The organism is Streptomyces sp. ME02-8801-2C (assembly GCF_033793965.1).
Classification (GTDB): domain Bacteria; phylum Actinomycetota; class Actinomycetes; order Streptomycetales; family Streptomycetaceae; genus Streptomyces.
Genome location: NZ_JARAXP010000008.1, coordinates 264,509 through 283,477 on the forward strand (window position 1 = coordinate 264,509; position 18,969 = coordinate 283,477).

Consider the following 18,969-nt stretch of genomic DNA (forward strand, 5'->3'; position numbering starts at 1 on the left):
TGAATCCGCCGAGCGCCCGCCTGGGCGCCGGAGCGCAAGCCCGGGCGGGTCAGGTGCGCGACGGTTCGCGTGTGCGTTCTGGTCCATTACTCTGGACGAGAGAGTCCATCGCGTTGTACGAAGATCGCGCGGAAATCCTGGGAAGGCCCTGTGAAGATGCCCAGTGCTGAGCGTCTGCCCTCGTGGGCCGTCGTGGCCGGACCAGTTGTGCCGGCCGGGGCCGGTGACGCCGCGCTGCCCTCCGTCAATCTGCCCGCTGTGGTCGTTCCCGCCTCCGGGGGCTCTCGGGGGCGGCATCGAGGGGCGCGCAAGGGGTGGGGGACCCTCGGGGCCGTGGGGCTCGTGCTGTCGGGCGGGATATCCGTGCAGTTCGGCGGGGCCCTTGCCGTGACCTTGTTGCCGAGGGCCGGGGCCTTCGGGATCGTGACGCTCCGGCTGGTGGCCGCCGCCGTCATCATGCTGGTGGTGTGCCGGCCCAAGGTGCGCGGGTACTCCCGGGGCGACTGGGGAGTGGTCCTCCTCTTCGGGGTGACCATGGCCGCCATGAACGGGCTGTTCTACCAGGCCATCGGCCGTATCCCGCTCGGCCCCGCCGTCACCCTCGAGGTGCTCGGGCCGCTCGTACTGTCCGTCGTCGCCTCCCGCCGCGCCCTCAATCTCGCCTGGGCCGGCCTCGCCCTCGCCGGGGTCTTCCTGCTCGGCGGGGGCGGCTTCGACAGCCTTGATCCCGTAGGGGTCGCCTTCGCCCTCGGCGCCGGTGCCATGTGGGCCCTGTACATCGTCCTGAGTTCCCGTACGGGACGCCGGTTCCCGCAGGCCGACGGGCTGGCCCTCGCCATGGCGGTCGCCGCGGTGGTGTTCCTGCCGTTGGGCGTCTTCGAGTCCGGTGAGAAGCTGCTCGACCCGACCACCGTGGCCCTGGGTGCGGCGGTGGGCGTACTGTCCTCCGTCCTGCCGTACACGCTGGAACTTCTCGCCCTGCGACGCCTGCCCGCCTCCACGTTCGCGGTCCTGATGAGCCTGGAGCCCGCGGTCGCCGCGACCGCCGGCTTCCTGATCCTCGACCAGGCTCTCTCCGTCCCCGAGTCCCTCGCGATCGCCCTGGTCATCGTGGCGAGCATGGGGGCGGTACGGACCCAGGTGAGCGGGAAGAAGGTTCCGGCCGCAGGTGTCGACGAGGCGCCTGAGCTGACTCAAGTGCCCCGGAAGCCACTGGAGTTGGAGGCCTGAGCGCGCCTCGCGCCGGCGTCGACCTGTTCGCTCTCGGTAGTCGTGATCGGGAATCGGCCACCTGTGAACGGGAATGACCGCCTGTCGCCGTAAAGGCGACAAACCGCCGGTGCGTGCCACCCCCGGGCCTTTACTTGTACGTACATGCCGCGCTGCGCATCGCAGCCGCCCGAGGAGGACTCCTGTGTCATCGCCCTGCGATCCCCAGTACGCTCCCGTCGGCGATGTGGGTGCAGCACTCATGGTGATCGACTCCCAGCTCAAGAGCGTTCACGACGGCAAGGCCGGCGTCGATCCCGAACACCGCAAGCTGATCGACCAGTTCGCCGCGTCGCTGGGCCCCAAGGGGGCCAACGACCTGCTGGACGGTGCCTGCACGCTGATCTACATGTTCATGACGTGGCTGCGGAAGGCCCACGAGGACCACGAGAAGGACGTCATCGAGTACGTGGTCCCCACCCTCGTCGCCACGATGCGCATGATGCCCAAGAGCGTCAGTCCCGAGGTGATCCCGACGATGGCGGGCATGGTCATCGCGGCGGGCACCGGTCTGAGCCCCAACCTGTGGCGCAAGCAGTACGGAGACTGGACCGAGGAGGAGATGACTCCCCTGGAGGCCACGGCGTTCCTGCTCGCGGAACACATCAACCGCATCACCGAGGACCCCGACTTCGCCACCCGTATGATCGCCGACGCACTGTCCAGGTCGGTCGACGAGGGATGAGGCATCGTGACGGAGGGCACCTCGGATGACCGTCGGGGGCGTGAACTCGTGCTCCACGAGGGCCTGACCCGCGCACACATCGCCCGCGTCCACCGCGAGGCCCTGCGGGTGCTGCGCTCCGGCATCGACGCGGCCCACGTGGACGCGTACAGCGACGACGCCTGGCCGCCGGAGACGCTGCCGTCCTACGAGCGCCTGCTGACCCTGGGGAAGGAGGCGCCGGCGGGCGGCAGACGCTCACGCCGCGACGACCCCGGGATGGCCATCGACATCGACGTCAGCGACGACGAACAGTTCGGCGTGCTGCTGGACCTGGCCCCGCACACGATCCACGCCGAGGCACGGCAAGGAGGGCGACCCGTCTTCAGCGCCAACGACTCGGGCACCTCGCTGTGGCTGGCGGTCACCCGGCAGCAGGAGGACGAACTGCGCTACCGACTGGTGGAGTTGGGGATCCCGGCGGCCGTACTCGCCGAGACTCCCCGGCGCCGCCGCCGCAAGTAGCCGCCGGCCGCGAAGGGTTCGACGGTCGAGGGGACCCGGACGGCCGAGCCGCGCTCAACGGCTCGGTCAGGCGGCCGGCTTCTCCCACACCGACACATGCTTTGTGCTCTCGCCAGTGAACGGCTCCCGCCCCCACCCCGCCCACCGCTCGCGCAGCCGCATCCCCGCCAGCCGGGCCATCAGATCGAGCTCGGACGGCCATACGTACCGGAACGGAATGGACCGGTACGACCCGCGCCCGTCCACCACCTCGACGTAGTTCGAGCTGGTCGCCTGGGTGGCCGTGTCGTACACGTCGAAGGCCCAGCGCGTCGGGCTCGTGTGGTACGGCACGACGCTCTGGCCGGGTGGCAGCCTGCGCAGCTCGGGAATCCCGACCTCGATCACGAAGGTCCCGCCGGGTGCCAGGTGCGCCGCTACATTGCGAAAGCAATCGACCTGGGCGTCCTGTGAGGTCAGGTTCATGATCGTATTGAAGACGAGGTAGGCGACGGAGAAGTCCCCGTCGGTCGTCTCGGCCCGCGTCGACGAGAAGTCCCCGATCGTCACCCCGATCGCGTCCCCGCCCTCCTTGGCGCGCATCCGGGCCACCATCGCCCGGGACATGTCGATCCCGTGCACCTCGACCCCGCGCCGCGCCAACGGCAACGCGATACGTCCCGTCCCGACGCCGAGTTCGAGGGCCCGCCCCTCGCCCGCCAGTCCGGCCAGGAAATCGGCCGCCGGTTCGATGGCGGCCGGCGTGAACATCTCGGAGGAGGGGTCGTCGTACTCTGCGGCCACGGGTTCCCCGAAGTAGCCGTCGTCGTCACCCGCCCGGTGGCGGTCGTCTGTGGCTCGGGCCTGGTCCGTTTCGGCGTTTGAGGCAGTCACCGCAGGACCGTACTGCGGATTGCGATCGCGACGCATCCGAATTTCTACCGTTGGCAGCCCCCGGCTTCGCGCCAGCCGGCGTCGCGCCCGCGGGACGCATCATCGGAGCCCTCTTCAGCCGCTATGCCTGGCGGTCACCGGTGGGTGATCCTTCGGGTGGCAGCGAGCCACTTTTGCCCGGAGGAGCATCCGTGTCCGACGACAAGGCCCAACTCGACGAGCTGATGAGTACCTTCCTCGGTGCGTTCACCAACACCGGCGGCAGTCGGCCGAAGGTCGAGGTTGTCCGAGAGGTGTTCATTCCGCAGGGGATGATCATCAAGAACGTCGGAGGTGACCTTGTGATCTACGACCTCGACGCGTTCGTCGAGCCCCGGGAGGCAATCCTCACCGACGGGACGCTGACGGAGTTCTCCGAGTGGGAGGTCGCTGAGCGGACCGAGATCTTCGGATCGATCGCGCACCGGTTCAGTGAATACCGCAAGTCGGGCTTTCTCGATGGCGAATGGTTCGAGGGCGCCGGCCGCAAGACCACCCAGTTCGTCCTGACGCCTGTCGGCTGGAAGATGAGCTCGATGGCCTGGGACGACGAGTAGGACGCCGACACCGTGGGCTCTCCAGGTCAGCGCGACGCATGGCGCATCACTCCGTAGCCGATGCGGTTGCGTCAATTTAATGCAAGCATGATTGCTTGTTTCTGGTGTCGCTGCCATCCTCGACAACGGACCGCATCACGCTCCATCGGCACCCAGCCCTACCCGAAGGGAACCGCCTGTGTCCGACCCCTCGGCCGCCACGTGGGCCGTCATCGACGATTTGCGTCAGGAAGGCGCTCAACTCGAAGACCTGGTAGCCGAGTTGAGCACCGAGCAGTGGGCCCTCGACACCCCCGCCCCCACCTGGACCGTCGCCCACCAGATCGCGCACCTCGCCTGGACCGACCACTCCTCCGTGCTGGCCGTGACCGACCGGGCCGCCTTCGACCGTGAGGTGGAGAACGCGCTGGCCGCGCCAGGGGACTTCGTGGACAACGGCGCCGAGGAGTGGGCGGGGAAGCAGCCCGCGCGGTTGCTCGCGGACTGGCGGGCCGGGCGCGAGGCCCTGGCGGACGCTCTGCGCGCGGCACCCGCCGGGGCACGTTTCCCCTGGTACGGCCCGCCGATGTCCGCCGCCTCCATGGCGACCGCCCGGCTGATGGAGACCTGGGCCCACGGTCTGGACGTGGCCGACGCGCTGGGCGTGCCCCGGATCGCTCCCACCGCCCGCCTCCGGCACATCGCCCGACTCGGTGTCCGCACCCGCGACTTCGCGTTCGGCGTGCACGGGATGAACCCGCCGTTCGACGAGTTCCGCGTGGAACTCGTCGGACCTGCGGGGGAGTTGTGGACGTACGGTCCGGATGACCCGAAGCACGCGGTCGGCCGCGTCACCGGCCCCGCCCTCGACTTCTGCCTCCTCGTCACCCAGCGCGCCCACCGCACCGACCTCGCCCTGCGCGCCGAGGGCGCCGACGCCGACCAGTGGCTCGACATCGCCCAGGCCTTCGCGGGACCGCCCGGGAACGGACGGGCACCCGGCGGGACCGCGCCATGACGTCCGCGACGCAAGGCCGGCCGGCCCCCCTCCGCGTCGGCAACGCCTCAGGCTTCTACGGCGACCGTTTCGACGCCATGCGCGAGATGCTCACCGGCGGCGAACTCGACGTCCTCACCGGCGACTACCTCGCCGAGCTGACCATGCTCATCCTCGGCCGCGACCGCCTCAAGGACCCGAAGGACCCGTCGGCCGGATACGCCCGTACCTTCCTGCGGCAGTTGGAGGAGTGCCTCGGGCTCGCCCATGAGCGCGGGGTGCGGATCGTCGTCAACGCCGGCGGCCTCAACCCGGCGGGCCTCGCGGCCAACGTCAGAAAACTCGCCGAGCGGCTCGGGATCCCGGTCAGGGTCGCCCACGTCGAGGGCGACGACCTCACCGCCGACCACCCCAACATCCTTGCCGCGCACGCCTACTTGGGCGCCTTCGGTATAGCCGCGTGTCTGCGCGAGGGCGCGGAGGTCGTCGTCACCGGCCGGGTCACCGACGCCGCCCTCGTCGCCGGGCCGGCCGCCGCCCACTTCGGCTGGGGGCCGGGGGACCACGACCGGCTCGCCGGAGCTGTCGTCGCCGGGCATGTGCTGGAGTGCGGTACGCAGGCCACCGGCGGCAACTACGCCTTCTTCGCCGAGCACGTCCGCGAGGACCCCCGCGCTCTCCGCCACCCGGGCTTCCCCCTCGCCGAGATCCACCCCGACGGCACGAGCGTCATCACCAAGCACCCCGGCACCGGCGGCATCGTCGACCTCGGCACGATCACCGCCCAACTCCTGTACGAGACACAGGGCGCCCGGTACGCGGGCCCCGACGTCACCGCCCGCCTCGACACCGTCCGCCTCACCCAGGAGGGCCCCGACCGGGTACGTATCCACGGCGTACGCGGGGAAGCGCCGCCGCCCACCCTCAAGGTGGGCCTCAACCGGCTCGGCGGTTTCCGCAACGAGGTCACCTTCGTCCTCACCGGGCTCGACATCGAGGCGAAGGCCGCGCTGGTGCGGGACCAGCTGGAGTCCGCCCTCGACTCCGCCAAGTCCCGCCCAGTCGACGTCAGTTGGACCCTCGCCCGCACCGACCGTCCCGACGCGCCCACCGAGGAGACCGCCAGCGCGCTCCTCCGGCTCGTCGTGCGCGATCCCGACCAGAACACCGTGGGCCGCGCCCTCAGCGGCGCCGCCGTCGAACTCGCCCTCGCCAGCTACCCCGGGTTCCATGTCCTGGCGCCGCCCGGAAAGGGCGCCCCCTACGGGGTCTTCGAGGCGGAGTACGTCCCCCAGGACACCGTGTCCCACGTGGCCGTCCTCGACGACGGACGCCGGATCCCCGTACCCCCACCGCACGACACCCGCGTACTGGAGGACCTGCCGGAGCCACCCCTGCCCGAACCGCCGCCGCTGCCACCCGGCCCGACCCGCCGCGCCCCCCTCGGTCTCCTCGCCGGGGCCCGCAGCGGGGACAAGGGCGGCAACGCCAATGTCGGTGTCTGGGTGCGCACGGACGAGGCCTGGCGCTGGCTCGCCCACACCCTCACCACCGCCCTCTTCCGCGAACTGCTCCCGGAGACAGCCGAGTTGAACGTCGTACGCCACACCCTTCCGCATCTCCGCGCCCTCAACTTCACCGTCGACGGCATCCTCGGCGAGGGTGTCGCCGCGCAGCACCGCTTCGATCCACAGGCCAAGGCGCTCGGCGAATGGCTGCGCTCCCGGCACCTCGACATACCGGAGGCACTGCTGTGACGGTCCTGACCTCCGCGCTCGACCCCGCCGACGCGGACCACCTGTCGAACCGCGAGTCCATGCTCGGCAAACTCGCCGCCCTCGACGCCGAGCATGCCAAGGCCCTCGCGGGCGGCGGGGAGAAGTACATCGCCCGCCACCATGCCCGCGGCAAGCTCCTCGCCCGTGAGCGCGTCGAGCTGCTCCTCGACCCCGACACGCCCTTCCTGGAGCTGTCGCCGCTCGCGGCCTGGGGGAGCGAGTACGCGGTCGGGGGCTCCCTCGTCACCGGGATCGGGGTCGTCGAGGGCGTGGAGTGCCTGATCACCGCCAACGACCCGACCGTGCGCGGCGGCGCCAGCAATCCCTGGAGCCTCAAGAAGGCCCTGCGCGCCAACGACATCGCGCTCGCCAACCGGCTGCCCCTGATCAGCCTCGTCGAGTCCGGCGGCGCGGATCTGCCGTCGCAGAAGGAGATCTTCATCCCCGGGGGAGTGGTCTTCCGCGACCTCACGCGGCTCTCCGCCGCCGGGATCCCGACGGTGGCGGTGGTGTTCGGGAACTCCACGGCCGGTGGGGCGTACATCCCCGGTATGTCCGATCACGTGATCATGGTCAAGGAGCGCGCCAAGGTGTTCCTCGGCGGGCCGCCCCTCGTGAAGATGGCCACCGGCGAGGAGAGCGACGACGAGTCGCTGGGCGGCGCCGAGATGCACGCGCGCGTGTCGGGCCTCGCCGACTACTTCGCCCTCGACGAGCACGACGCCCTCCGCCAGGCCCGCCGGGTCGTCGCCCGCCTCAACCACCGCAAGGCGTACGCCGATCCGGCCCCCACCTTGGTCCAGCCGCCCAAGTACGACCCGGAGGAACTCCTCGGCATCGTCCCCGGCGACCTGCGCACCCCCTTCGACCCCCGCGAGGTCGTCGCCCGCATCGTCGACGCCTCCGACTTCGACGAGTTCAAGCCCCTCTACGGGACCAGCCTCGTCACCGGCTGGGCCGCGCTGCACGGCTATCCGGTCGGCATCCTCGCCAACGCCCAGGGCGTCCTGTTCAGCGAGGAGTCGCAGAAGGCCGCCCAGTTCATCCAGCTCGCCAACCAGCGTGACATCCCGCTCCTCTTCCTCCACAACACCACCGGCTACATGGTCGGCAAGGAGTACGAGCAGGGCGGCATCATCAAGCACGGCGCGATGATGATCAACGCGGTCTCCAACTCCCGCGTCCCGCACCTCTCCGTCCTCATGGGAGCCTCGTACGGCGCCGGGCACTACGGCATGTGCGGGCGCGCCTACGACCCCCGCTTCCTCTTCGCCTGGCCCAGCGCCAAGTCGGCGGTGATGGGCCCGCAGCAGCTCGCGGGCGTGCTCTCGATCGTGGCCCGGCAGTCCGCCACGGCGAAGGGGCAGCCGTACGACGAGGACGCGGACGCCGCCCTGCGCGCGATGGTCGAGCAGCAGATCGAATCCGAATCGCTCCCCATGTTCCTCTCCGGGCGGCTGTACGACGACGGCGTCATCGACCCGCGCGACACCCGGACCGTCCTCGGCCTGTGCCTCTCCGCGATTCACACCGCCCCCTACGAGGGCGCCCGCGGCGGCTTCGGCGTCTTCCGAATGTGAGGTGCCTCCCTTGACCGCGCCATTGATCCAGACGATCACCTCCGTGCTCGTCGCCAACCGGGGCGAGATCGCCTGCCGGATCTTCCGCACCTGCCGTGAGCTGGGCATCCGGACAGTCGCCGTCCACTCGGACGCCGACGGGAACGCCCTCCACGCGCGCGTGGCCGACGCGGCGGTACGGCTGCCGGGGACCGCCTCCGCGGACACGTATCTGCGCGGCGATCTGATCGTGCGGGCCGCGCTGGCGGCAGGCGCCGACGCCGTGCACCCCGGGTACGGCTTCCTGTCCGAGAACGCCGACTTCGCCCGTGCCGTCATCGACGCGGGGCTCGTGTGGATCGGCCCCCCTCCGGCGGCGATCGAGGCGATGGCGTCCAAGACGCGCGCCAAGCAGCTGATGGGGCTCAAGCCGCTGACCGGCGTCACCGAGGCCGACCTGCCGGTACTGGTCAAGGCGGCGGCGGGCGGTGGCGGGCGGGGTATGCGCGTCGTACGCCGACTCGCCGACCTGGACGGCGAGTTGGAGGCGGCCCGCGCCGAGGCCCACAGCGCCTTCGGCGACGGTGAGGTGTTCGTCGAGCCGTACGTCGAGGGCGGCCGGCACATCGAGGTGCAGATCCTTGCCGACACGCACGGCACGGTGTGGCCGCTCGGCACCCGCGACTGCTCCCTCCAGCGCCGCCACCAGAAGGTCATCGAGGAGTCCCCGGCCCCCGGAATCCCCGAGGCGCTCACCGCGGAACTGCACGAACTGGCGGTACGGGCGGCCCGTGCCGTCGACTACACGGGCGCCGGCACGGTCGAGTTCCTCGTCGGGGAGGACGGCCGGGCCCACTTCCTGGAGATGAACACCCGCCTCCAGGTCGAACACCCGGTCACGGAGGCGGTCTTCGGCATCGACCTCGTGGCCCTACAGATACGCGTCGCCGAGGGCGGTTCTCTCCGGGGTCCCGAAAACGGCTCCCCACGCGCGCGTGGCCACGCGATAGAGGCCCGCCTGTACGCCGAGGACCCGGCGCGGGACTGGACCCCGCAGACCGGCACCCTGCACCGCCTGGAGGTTCCGGGGCTGCCGTCGGACATCCGCCTGGACACCGGGTACGCCGACGGCGACACGATCCCCGTCCACTACGACCCGATGCTCGCCAAGGTCGTCGTACACGCCCCCACGCGCGCGGAGGCGATCCGCAAACTGGCGGGCGCCCTGGAACGCGCGACGATCCACGGCCCGACCACCAACCGCGACCTCCTGGTCCGCTCACTGCGCCACCAGGAGTTCACGACGGCCCGTATGACCACGGGCTTCTACGACCGCCATCTCCCCGAACTCACCACCCCGGCCCCCGACCCCCATGCCCCCCTGGCCGCCGCCCTCGCCGACGCCCATGGCCGTTCCCGCTTCGGCGGTTGGCGCAACCTGCCCGCACAACCGCAGGTCAAGCGGTACGCGACAGCGGACGGCGAGGAACACGAGGCGACCTACCGCCACACCCGCGAGGGCCTGACGGCGGACGGGGTCCAGGTCGTGCACGCCGACGCGCGTCTCGTCGTACTCGAAGTGGCCGGCGTACGAAGGAAGTTCGAGGTGACGCGCTACGGCGACCGGATCCACGTCAACAACACGACCCTCACCGCCCTGCCCCGCTTCCCGGACCCGAGCACCCAACACGCTCCGGGCTCGTTGCTGGCCCCCATGCCCGGCACGGTGGTGAGACTGGCGGAGGGCCTGACCACAGGATCCCCCGTACGGGCCGGAGAGCCCCTCCTGTGGCTGGAGGCGATGAAGATGGAACACAAGATCACGGCCCCCGCGACAGGAACGCTCACAGCCCTGCACGCCACACCTGGACAACAGGTAGAGGTCGGCATGTTGCTGGCGGTAGTGGATCAGACCTAGGGGCGCGGGGAACTGCGCGACCAGCCACAACGGGCCCGCACTCACCACACAACGGAACCCCCCTCCCCTTAGGAGCCCCGAAATGCCCCCCGTGATCGAATCCGAGGAACACAAAGCCCTCCGCACCGCAGTAGCCGCCCTCGGCACCCGCTACGGCCGCGAATACATGACGAAGGTCACTGCGGAAAACCGCCACACAGACGAACTCTGGGCAGACGCCGCCAAACTCGGCTACCTGGGCGCCAACATCCCCGAAACCTACGGCGGCGGCGGAGGCGGCATAGCCGAACTCAGCATCGTCCTCGAAGAGCTCGGCGCCGCAGGCTGCCCCCTCCTCATGCTCATCGTCTCCCCGGCGATCTGCGGAACCGTCATCGCCCGCTTCGGCACGGACGCCCAGAAACAGGAGTGGCTCCCCGGAATCGCCGACGGCACCCGCACCATGGCCTTCGGCATCACCGAACCCGACGCCGGCTCCAACAGCCACCGCATCACCACAACGGCACGTAAAGACGGCCCCGACTGGTTGCTCACCGGCCGCAAGGTCTTCATCTCGGGCGTCGACATCGCGGACGCGGTCCTCATCGTCGGCCGTACGGAGGACTCGCGTACCGGCAAGCTCAAGCCCTGCCTGTTCATCGTCCCCCGCGACGCCGAAGGCTTCTCGCGGCGCCGGATCGACATGGACATCGAGTCCCCGGAGAAGCAGTTCGAGCTGACCCTCGACGACGTACGGCTGCCCGCCGAGGCGCTCGTCGGCGACGAGGACGCCGGCCTGCTCCAGCTCTTCGCCGGGCTCAATCCGGAACGCATCATGACGGCCGCGTTCGCCATCGGCATCGGGCGGTACGCGCTCGCCACGGCCGTCCGGTACGCGAAGGAGCGCACCGTCTGGAAGGCGCCCATCGGCGCCCACCAGGCCGTCGCGCATCCCCTCGCCCAGGCGCACATCGACCTCGAACTCGCCCGCCTGATGACGCAGAAGGCAGCCGCCCTCTACGACGCCGGTGACGACATCGGCGCGGGCGAGGCGGCCAACATGGCCAAGTACGCGGCGGGGGAGGCCTGTGTGAAGGCGGTCGACCAGGCCGTGCACACCCTCGGCGGCAACGGCCTCACGCGGGAGTTCGGCCTCGCCTCCCTGATAACCGTCGCCAGGGTGGCTCGTATCGCCCCGGTGAGCCGGGAGATGATTCTCAACTACGTCTCCCATCAGACCCTGGGCCTGCCCAAGTCGTACTGAACGGCACAGCCCGACCGCACAGCCCGACCGGCACGGTTTTGCGCGAGGAGAAACCATGTTCCGCAGCGAGTACGCAGACGTCGAACCCGTCGAACTCCCCATCCACGAAGCCGTGTTGGGCAATGCCGCCGAGTTCGGCGACCAGCCCGCCCTTGTCGACGGCGTCGACGGCACCACCCTCACCTACGCCCAACTGGACACCTTCCACCGGCGGATAGCCGCCGGACTCGCCGAGGCGGGCGTGCGCAAGGGTGATGTCCTCGCCCTGCACAGCCCGAACACGATCGCCTTCCCGACCGCCTTCTACGCGGCCACGCGCGCGGGTGCCTCCGTCACGACCGTGCATCCGCTCGCCACCGCCGAGGAGTTCGCCAAGCAGCTGCGCGACTCCGCCGCCCGTTGGATCGTCACCGTCTCACCGCTTCTGGAGACGGCCCGCGCGGCGGCCGAACTCGCGGGCGGGGTAAGCGAGATCCTCGTCTGCGACAGTGCGCCCGGGCACCGCTCGCTCGTCGACATGATCGGCTCGACCGCGCCCGAACCGGAGATCGACATCGACCCGGCCGAGGACGTGGCGGTACTCCCGTACTCCTCCGGGACGACCGGGATCCCCAAGGGCGTCATGCTCACGCACCGCTCCATCGCCACCAACCTCGCCCAGCTCGCGCCCGTCCTGCGCATGGGCCCCGGCGACCGCATCCTGGCGGTACTGCCGTTTTTTCACATCTACGGTTTGACCGCTCTCATGAACCTGTCCCTGGGCCATGGCGCCACCGTGGTCGTCCTGCCCCGCTTCGACCTCGACACGTTCCTCGCCGCCATCGAGAAGCACCAGATCACCGGTCTGTTCGTGGCCCCGCCGATCGTCCTGGCCCTCGCCAAGCACCCCGCCGTCGAGCAGTACGACCTGTCGTCCCTCCAGTACGTCCTCAGCTCCGCCGCGCCGCTGGACGCGACCCTCGCCGCCGCCTGTTCCGCCCGCCTCGGCCTGCCGCCGGTCGCTCAGGCGTACGGCATGACGGAACTGTCGCCGGGCACGCACGCCGTCCCCCTGGACGACATGAGCACCGCCCCGCCCGGCACGGTCGGCAGGCTGCTGCCGAGCACCGAGATGCGCGTCCTGTCCCTCGACGACCCCGACCAGGACGCCGCCGTCGGCGAGGCCGGCGAGATCGTCATCCGTGGCCCCCAGGTGATGAAGGGCTACCTGGGGAACCCCGAGGCGACGACCGCGATGATCGACGCGGACGGCTGGCTGCACACCGGCGACGTCGGCCATGTCGACGCCGACGGCTGGCTGTTCGTCGTGGACCGCGTCAAGGAACTCATCAAGTACAAGGGCTTCCAGGTGGCCCCCGCCGAACTCGAGGCCCTCCTCCTGACCCACCCCCGGATCGCCGACGCCGCCGTCATCGGCGTCTACAACGAGGACAACAACGAGGTCCCGCACGCCTTCGTCGTCCGCCAGCCGTCGGCGTCCGGCCATCCCGACGGCTCCGACCTCTCCGAAGGAGAGGTCATGATGTACGTGGCCGAGCGCGTCGCTCCCTACAAGCGCGTCCGGCACGTCACCTTCGTCGACGACGTACCGAGGGCGGCCTCGGGCAAGATCCTGCGACGCAGGTTGAGGGAGAACGCAGGTTGAGGCAGAACGCCAGTCGGGAGATGCCGTGACACGGACAGTGACCGCCACGCGCGCGCGTGGCATCGCCACGCTGACCCTGGACGCGCCCGCGACCCGCAACGCCCTGTCCGCGCGCCTCGTGCGGGACCTGGCCGACGCGCTCACGGACTGCGGCAAGGACCCGGACGTACGCGCGGTCGTCCTCACCCACACCGGGAACACGTTCTGCGCGGGCGCGGACCTGAAGCAGCCGCCCGACCCGGCGGCCCTCGTCGCCCTGCTCCGGCAGCTCCTCGAGCTGCCGAAGCCGGTCGTCGCCCGGGTCACCGGGCATGTACGGGCGGGCGGCCTCGGCCTCCTGGGCGCGTGCGACCTGGCGATCGGCGGCCCGGAGACGTCGTTCGCCTTCACGGAGGTACGGATCGGAGTGGCGCCCGCGGTCATCTCCATGCCGCTGCTGCCCCGCCTCGACCCGCGTGCCGCCGCCCGCCACTACCTCACCGGCGACCGTTTCGACGCCGTGGAGGCCGTCCGTACCGGCCTGCTCACCGAGGCGGCCGACGACGTCGACGCGGCCCTGGAGCCGGTCCTCGACGGGCTGCGCAGGGCGGCGCCGGGCGCCCTGGCGGAGACGAAACGGCTGCTCACGGCCAAGGTGCTGGAGGTCTTCGACCGGGACACCACCGAGCTGACGGCCCTGTCGGCACGACTGTTCGCCTCCACCGAGGCCCGCGAGGGCATGACGGCCTTCCTCGAACGACGGGACCCGGCATGGAAGTTGTGACACACGAGCCCATGGGCGAACCCGAGCGACGCGAACCCGAGGGGCGGGAGACCAAGCGGCGCGAGCCCAAGCAGGACCGCAGCCGTGCCACCCGCCGGCGTCTGCTGGAGGCCGCCGTGGCCTGTCTCGCCGAGCACGGCTGGGCGGGCTCCACGGTCTCCGTCGTCGCCGAACGCGCCGGTGTCTCCCGGGGCGCCGCCCAGCATCACTTCCGTACCCGCGAGGACCTGTTCACGGCCGCCGTCGAGTACGTCGCCGAGGAACGCTCGACCGCCCTGCGCGCCCTCTTCCCCGAGGGCGCCGGCGACCGCCGCGCGGTGGTCGCCGCCCTGGTCGACCTCTACACGGGCCCCCTCTTCCGCGCCGCCCTCCACCTCTGGGTGGCCGCCTCCAACGAGGAGCAACTCCGCCCGCGTGTAACCGAGCTGGAGGCCCACGTGGGCCGCGAGACGCACCGGATCGCCGTAGAGCTGCTGGGCGCGGACGAGTCGCGTCCGGGCGTACGGGAGACGGTCCAGGGCCTGCTGGACATGTCCCGGGGCCTGGGCCTGGCGAACCTGCTCACCGACGACGCGGGCCGGAGGGACCGGGTGGTGGCACAGTGGGCGGCCCTGCTGGACAAGTCCCTGGACTGACCCCCTCGCCCCCGTGCCCCCTGTTCAGGGGCTGAGCCGCTCCACGCGCCAGCTCCCGTCCGCCTCCGCCACGTACCGCAGCCGGTCGTGCAGCCGGTTCTCGCGCCCCTGCCAGAACTCGACCGTCTCCGGGGCCACCCGGAACCCGCCCCAGTTCGGCGGCACGGGCACCTGCTCGCCCTCCGGATAGCGGGCGGCCAACTCGGCGTAGGAGGCGTCGAGTTCGTCCCGGGAGAGGATCACCGAGGACTGCTCGCTGGCCCACGCGCCGAGCTGGGAGCCGTGCGGCCGGGTACGGAAGTAGGCGGCCGTCTCGTCGCGTCCCGTACGGCGCGCGACCCCCGAGACGACGACCTGGCGGGCCAGCGGCAGCCAGGGGAACAGCAGCGAGACGTACGGATTGGCGGCCAGGTCGCTGCCCTTGCGGGAGCCGTAGTTGGTGAAGAAGACGAAGCCCTGCTCGTCGAACTGCTTCAGCAGCACGGTACGGGAGGAGGGCCGGCCGTCGGCGTCGGCGGTGGAGAGGACCATGGCGTTGGGTTCGATGAGCCCGGCGTCCGTGGCGGCCTGCCGGAACCAGCGCGCGAACTGCTCCATGGGGCCGTCGGCCAGCTCGCCCTCGGTCAGGCCGTCGGCGCGGTACTGCTTGCGCATGGCGGCGGGGTCGAGGGGGACGGCGGGGCGGCGGTCGGTCACCTGGTTCCTCCGAGGATTCCCCGGCTTTCAGGCCGGGGAGGAATCGGACTCCTGCGGAGCGGGGCAGGGAAAGCCGAATCGCCGTCAGGGCGATTCGGTGTCTGCCGCAGCGGTGTCGCGTTCGACCTCCAGGCGGTAGACGATCTCGGAGTTGAGGGACCTGCGGGCGGATCTGGCCTGAGCGGTGAGCCACTGATGGAGGTCCGAGGGAAGCCTGAGAGTGATCTTTGTTTCTTCATTCACGCCCCTAGCGTAGTGGTAGAGTGGTGGCATGTCGACTGTGCGAGAAGCCGAGGGAGCCGGGCCCGCCCGGTACACCTACCGGCTGCGCGTGTCGTCGACCGCCCGCACCGGCCTGGAGTCCGAGTGGGCGCGGTGCCGGTGGGTGTGGAACGAATGCGTGGCCATGTCCCGCAAGGTCCACGGCCTGAACAGGGACGCCGTCGACAAGGTGACGTGCGGTCCTGCACAACTCGACAAGATGCTGACCGAGGCCCGTGCCGCCACCAAATGGCTGTGTGAGGGCTCCTCGGTACCGCAGCAGCAGATCATCCGCGACTTCGGCAAGTCCCGCGCCAAAGCCCTGAAGGACATCAAGGCCGGGCTGCCGATGCGGCAGCGCGCCGGGATGCCGCGCATCAAACGCAAGCGCGATGCGCTGCCGTCGATGAACTACACGCGGCGTGGCTTCCGGCTGAAGAACGGCCGCCTCCATCTCGCGGGCGGCATCAGCCTGACCGTGGTCTGGTCCCGGGACCTGTCGGCCGATCCCACATCGGTCCGGGTGTACCGCGACAGCCTCGGCCACTGGTACGCCTCGTTCGTCGTCGAGACGGTCATCGAGGCGCTGCCGCAGACCGGCCGGTCGATCGGTATCGACTGGGGCGTCAACGAGACCGCCACCACCACCAGCGACGACCACGACCTGCCCCACCCGCAGCACGGGAAGACGGCCGCGCAGAAACTCACCCGGTACCAGAAGCAGATGGCGAGGCGGAAACCCGCGCGGGGCAAGGCCGCGTCGAAGGGCTACCGGACGGCGTCCCGCGCGGCGGCCAAGGTCCATAAGAAGGTCGCCCGGCAGCGCCAGGACACCGCCCGCAAGTGGGCCAAGACGCTCGTGCGTGACTTCGACCAGCTCGCCGTCGAGGACTTCAAACCGAAGTTCCTCGCGAAGTCGACGATGGCCCGCAAGGCCGCCGACGCCGCGATCGGCGCGACCAGGACCGCGTTGACCGAGATGGCCCGCAAGCATGGCCGGATCGTGCACCTCGTGCACCCGGCCCACACCACCATGGACTGCGCACAGTGCGATGCGAGAACCAAGCACGCACTCCCCCTCTCAGAACGAACATATGCCTGCACCGCGTGCGGAGCCGTGTCCCCCAGGGACAAGAACTCCGCCCGCGTGATGCTCGTCCGGGCTGGTCTCAACCCGGCTGGCGCTGATTGCGGAAGACCTGACGGACCGCCGGTCCGCCAGGCTGCATGAGCCAGGAATCCCCCTGCTTCAGCTGGGGGAGGATGTCAAACCGTCATCTTGCCGTATCGATCGGCGACGTCACTGAGTGGCACTGAGTGCCGCATGGGCTCCCCAAAGGTGGCACTCGGGGATATCGTGCTGTTGTCGTCCGGTTGAACGACCGATCGAACGGGGCATCACCCAGGTGACCGTTTCGGACCGCGAGCCAGATGGGAATGGCCGTGGAACCGAACCGACCTGAACCGCACCGAAACAGACCGGCCGGACCGGACGGGACACGGATTTCGCGCACTGGCGGCCGGACGGCCGTACCCCTGTCGCACACATCAAGAGGAGCCGCCTGATGTCCGACTTCGTACCCGGACTTGAGGGAGTAGTCGCGTTCGAGACGGAGATCGCCGAACCGGACAAGGAGGGCGGCGCACTCCGGTACCGGGGCGTCGACATCGAGGACCTGGTCGGCCACGTCTCCTTCGGCAACGTCTGGGGCCTGCTCGTCGACGGCGCGTTCAACCCCGGCCTGCCGCCCGCCGAGCCGTTCCCGATCCCGGTCCACTCGGGCGACATCCGGGTGGACGTCCAGTCGGCCCTCGCCATGCTGGCGCCGGTCTGGGGCCTGCGTCCGCTCCTCGACATCGACGAGCAGACGGCCCGCGACGACCTCGCCCGCGCCGCCGTCATGGCCCTGTCGTACGTCGCCCAGTCGGCGCGCGGGCAGGGCAACGCCATGGTCCCGCAGCGCGAGATCGACAAGGCGCAGTCCGTCGTCGAACGCTTCATGATCCGCTGGCGCGGCGAACCGGACCCGAAGCACGTGGCCGCGGTGGACGCGTACTGGACGAGCGCGGCCGAGCACGGCATGAACGCGTCCACGTTCACGGCACGGGTGATCGCGTCGACGGGCGCGGACGTGGCGGCGGCGCTGTCGGGGGCGGTCGGGGCCATGTCCGGCCCTCTCCACGGAGGCGCTCCCTCCCGCGTCCTCGGCATGATCGAGGAGATCGAACGCACGGGCGACGCGGACGCCTACGTCAAGCAGGCCCTGGACAAGGGCGAGCGCCTGATGGGCTTCGGCCACCGCGTCTACCGCGCCGAGGACCCACGCGCGCGCGTGCTGCGCCGTACGGCCCGTGACCTGGGCGCTCCGCGCTTCGAGGTCGCCGAGGCTCTGGAGAAGGCCGCCCTGGCGGAGCTGCACGCCCGCCGTCCGGACCGGGTCCTGGCGACGAACGTCGAGTTCTGGGCGGCGATCGTCCTGGACTTCGCGGAGGTCCCGGCCCACATGTTCACGTCCATGTTCACGTGCGCCCGCACGGCCGGCTGGTCGGCGCACATCCTCGAACAGAAGCGCACCGGCAGGCTCGTACGCCCGTCGGCCCGCTACATCGGCCCGGGCACCCGGAACCCGCGTGAGATCGAGGGTTACGAGGGCATCGCCCACTGAGCCCACCGGCCTGCCCCGACCGGGTACGGCCCGGGTACGCCGACCTGCTGCCCGCTCCGATAACGTGTCCCGCTCGAACAGGGGAGGCACAGCACATGCTGGTCGGGGCGGGAAACAGACGGCACGGAACGGCCAAGGCGGCGCTGCTGGCGGCGTCGCTGACGGCACTCACGGCACTGACGGGCTGCTCGGAGGCGGCGAACGAGGGCGCGAAGCCGCCCGCGCCAGTGACCGCCTCCGCGACAGCACGCGAGGCCACCGCCGAGAGCGGCGGCAACATCGGAGCCGCCGACTCGGCCTGCAAGCTCCCCGCGACCTTCGACATCGCCAAGGACTGGACGGCGGAAGCCGTGACCGATCCTCCGCGTCAGGGCCCGGTCGCCCTCGTCTGCGAGGTCGACGCCAAGCCGGCGGGCCACATCGGCTTCCTCCGCGTGTGGACGGCAGGCCCGGGCACCGCAGACGCACGCGCCGTACTGGAAGCCTTCGTGACCGCGGACAAGAACACGAGCAAGGCGCGGTACAGCACGTTCCAGGCGGGCCCCCTCGCCGGCGTCGAGGTGAGATACGCGTACCAGAGCCAGTTCGATGACGCGGCGAAGACAGAACGCGCCCTCGCGGTCACGACACCGCGCGGCCCGGTCGTCGTACACCTCGGAGGCATGGACGACGCCGAACACGAGGCAATGCTCCCGGCGTTCGAACTCGTGAAGCGCACCTTGAAGGGCTAGAGGCCTGAACGCAGGCGACCCGCGAGCTCGGGCCCTCTGGAGGAGGGGCCGGCCGGACTCACCGGCGAGCTCGCGGGTCGGGTGACTGCGTTGGATTCGGCCGGCTGCGTGTCAGTGACCCACGCTGGTCCGGCACCGCATTGAACGTGGTGGCGAGCCGCTAGCCCGCAG

Annotated in this window: 18 protein-coding genes; 15 read left to right on the forward strand and 3 right to left on the reverse strand. The window is 70.5% G+C overall.

The annotated features are described in order from the left end of the window. Positions 1 to 156: 156 nt before the first annotated feature. The 3 genes from PV396_RS27035 (at position 157) to PV396_RS27045 (ending at position 2,458) form a co-directional block, all read left to right on the forward strand. Positions 157 to 1,230: an EamA family transporter gene (locus tag PV396_RS27035; protein WP_319208804.1), complete on the forward strand. Its 1,074-nt coding sequence runs from the start codon at positions 157 to 159 to the stop codon at positions 1,228 to 1,230. Positions 1,231 to 1,414: 184 nt separating this feature from the next. Next, a complete protein-coding gene (locus tag PV396_RS27040; RefSeq protein ID WP_319208806.1) occupies positions 1,415 to 1,954 on the forward strand; it encodes a hypothetical protein in 540 nt (179 codons plus the stop codon). 6 nt (positions 1,955 to 1,960) lie between these two features. Next, positions 1,961 to 2,458 (forward strand): hypothetical protein, encoded by a 498-nt coding sequence (locus tag PV396_RS27045; RefSeq protein ID WP_319208807.1) that lies wholly within the window; start codon positions 1,961 to 1,963, stop codon positions 2,456 to 2,458. Positions 2,459 to 2,524: 66 nt separating this feature from the next. On the opposite strand, the gene PV396_RS27050 is transcribed toward PV396_RS27045, so the two are convergent. Beyond that, the gene (locus PV396_RS27050; protein WP_319208809.1) at positions 2,525 to 3,331 is read right to left on the reverse strand and encodes a class I SAM-dependent methyltransferase; all 807 of its coding nucleotides are present in this window, start codon (positions 3,329 to 3,331) and stop codon (positions 2,525 to 2,527) included. Positions 3,332 to 3,522: 191 nt separating this feature from the next. Here PV396_RS27050 and PV396_RS27055 point away from each other — a divergent pair, with 191 nt between their 5' ends. From PV396_RS27055 to PV396_RS27095, 9 genes are all read left to right on the forward strand, one after another. Beyond that, positions 3,523 to 3,927 carry a DUF4440 domain-containing protein gene (locus PV396_RS27055; RefSeq protein WP_319208811.1) on the forward strand — a complete coding sequence of 135 codons (405 nt, stop codon included), beginning with the start codon at positions 3,523 to 3,525 and terminating at the stop codon, positions 3,925 to 3,927. Between the two features lie 178 nt (positions 3,928 to 4,105). Continuing rightward, positions 4,106 to 4,924 carry a TIGR03084 family metal-binding protein gene (locus PV396_RS27060; RefSeq protein ID WP_319208813.1) on the forward strand — a complete coding sequence of 273 codons (819 nt, stop codon included), beginning with the start codon at positions 4,106 to 4,108 and terminating at the stop codon, positions 4,922 to 4,924. After that, positions 4,921 to 6,660: an acyclic terpene utilization AtuA family protein gene (locus PV396_RS27065; RefSeq protein WP_319208816.1), complete on the forward strand. Its 1,740-nt coding sequence runs from the start codon at positions 4,921 to 4,923 to the stop codon at positions 6,658 to 6,660. The genes PV396_RS27060 and PV396_RS27065 overlap by 4 nt, the downstream gene beginning before the upstream one ends. Next, complete coding sequence (locus PV396_RS27070) at positions 6,657 to 8,261, forward strand: acyl-CoA carboxylase subunit beta (RefSeq protein WP_319208817.1); 1,605 nt, start codon at positions 6,657 to 6,659, stop codon at positions 8,259 to 8,261. Before PV396_RS27065 ends, PV396_RS27070 begins: the two co-directional genes overlap by 4 nt. Before the next feature lies 1 nt (position 8,262). After that, positions 8,263 to 10,158, forward strand: a complete 1,896-nt coding sequence (locus PV396_RS27075; protein ID WP_416071483.1) for an acetyl/propionyl/methylcrotonyl-CoA carboxylase subunit alpha — start codon at positions 8,263 to 8,265, stop codon at positions 10,156 to 10,158. 82 nt (positions 10,159 to 10,240) lie between these two features. Continuing rightward, complete coding sequence (locus tag PV396_RS27080) at positions 10,241 to 11,401, forward strand: acyl-CoA dehydrogenase family protein (protein WP_319208821.1); 1,161 nt, start codon at positions 10,241 to 10,243, stop codon at positions 11,399 to 11,401. Positions 11,402 to 11,456: 55 nt separating this feature from the next. Next, positions 11,457 to 13,046 (forward strand): 4-coumarate--CoA ligase family protein, encoded by a 1,590-nt coding sequence (locus PV396_RS27085; RefSeq protein WP_319208822.1) that lies wholly within the window; start codon positions 11,457 to 11,459, stop codon positions 13,044 to 13,046. Between the two features lie 25 nt (positions 13,047 to 13,071). Then, the gene (locus PV396_RS27090) at positions 13,072 to 13,809 is read left to right on the forward strand and encodes an enoyl-CoA hydratase family protein (RefSeq protein ID WP_319208825.1); all 738 of its coding nucleotides are present in this window, start codon (positions 13,072 to 13,074) and stop codon (positions 13,807 to 13,809) included. An 11-nt stretch (positions 13,810 to 13,820) separates the two neighbouring features. Further along, positions 13,821 to 14,444 carry a TetR/AcrR family transcriptional regulator gene (locus tag PV396_RS27095; RefSeq protein ID WP_319209330.1) on the forward strand — a complete coding sequence of 208 codons (624 nt, stop codon included), beginning with the start codon at positions 13,821 to 13,823 and terminating at the stop codon, positions 14,442 to 14,444. Between the two features lie 24 nt (positions 14,445 to 14,468). On the opposite strand, the gene pdxH is transcribed toward PV396_RS27095, so the two are convergent. Next, on the reverse strand, positions 14,469 to 15,098 hold the full coding sequence (gene pdxH, locus PV396_RS27100; protein ID WP_416071495.1) for a pyridoxamine 5'-phosphate oxidase: 630 nt from the start codon (positions 15,096 to 15,098) through the stop codon (positions 14,469 to 14,471). 126 nt (positions 15,099 to 15,224) lie between these two features. Continuing rightward, a complete protein-coding gene (locus PV396_RS27105; protein ID WP_319208829.1) occupies positions 15,225 to 15,383 on the reverse strand; it encodes an Arc family DNA-binding protein in 159 nt (52 codons plus the stop codon). Positions 15,384 to 15,411: 28 nt separating this feature from the next. On the opposite strand from PV396_RS27105, the gene PV396_RS27110 reads away from it, so the two are divergent. From PV396_RS27110 to PV396_RS27120, 3 genes are all read left to right on the forward strand, one after another. Then, the gene (locus tag PV396_RS27110; RefSeq protein WP_319208831.1) at positions 15,412 to 16,632 is read left to right on the forward strand and encodes a transposase; all 1,221 of its coding nucleotides are present in this window, start codon (positions 15,412 to 15,414) and stop codon (positions 16,630 to 16,632) included. 334 nt (positions 16,633 to 16,966) lie between these two features. Beyond that, entirely contained in the window at positions 16,967 to 18,067 is a 1,101-nt protein-coding gene (locus PV396_RS27115) for a citrate synthase 2 (protein WP_319208834.1), read from the forward strand. Positions 18,068 to 18,162: 95 nt separating this feature from the next. After that, positions 18,163 to 18,798, forward strand: coding sequence for a lipoprotein (locus PV396_RS27120; RefSeq protein ID WP_319208836.1), 636 nt, complete (start codon positions 18,163 to 18,165; stop codon positions 18,796 to 18,798). Positions 18,799 to 18,969 lie beyond the last annotated feature (171 nt).

Bases quoted from the DNA above. Each gene is read 5' to 3' on its own strand.
- PV396_RS27035 (WP_319208804.1), top strand. From the start codon at position 157: ATGCCCAGTGCTGAGCGTCTGCCCTCGTGGGCCGTCGTGGCCGGACCA.
- PV396_RS27080 (WP_319208821.1), top strand. From the start codon at position 10,241: ATGCCCCCCGTGATCGAATCCGAGGAACACAAAGCCCTCCGCACCGCA.
- PV396_RS27065 (WP_319208816.1), top strand. From the start codon at position 4,921: ATGACGTCCGCGACGCAAGGCCGGCCGGCCCCCCTCCGCGTCGGCAAC.
- PV396_RS27085 (WP_319208822.1), top strand. From the start codon at position 11,457: ATGTTCCGCAGCGAGTACGCAGACGTCGAACCCGTCGAACTCCCCATC.
- PV396_RS27120 (WP_319208836.1), top strand. From the start codon at position 18,163: ATGCTGGTCGGGGCGGGAAACAGACGGCACGGAACGGCCAAGGCGGCG.
- PV396_RS27095 (WP_319209330.1), top strand. From the start codon at position 13,821: ATGGGCGAACCCGAGCGACGCGAACCCGAGGGGCGGGAGACCAAGCGG.
- PV396_RS27115 (WP_319208834.1), top strand. From the start codon at position 16,967: ATGTCCGACTTCGTACCCGGACTTGAGGGAGTAGTCGCGTTCGAGACG.
- PV396_RS27110 (WP_319208831.1), top strand. From the start codon at position 15,412: ATGTCGACTGTGCGAGAAGCCGAGGGAGCCGGGCCCGCCCGGTACACC.
- pdxH (WP_416071495.1), bottom strand. From the start codon at position 15,098: ATGCGCAAGCAGTACCGCGCCGACGGCCTGACCGAGGGCGAGCTGGCC.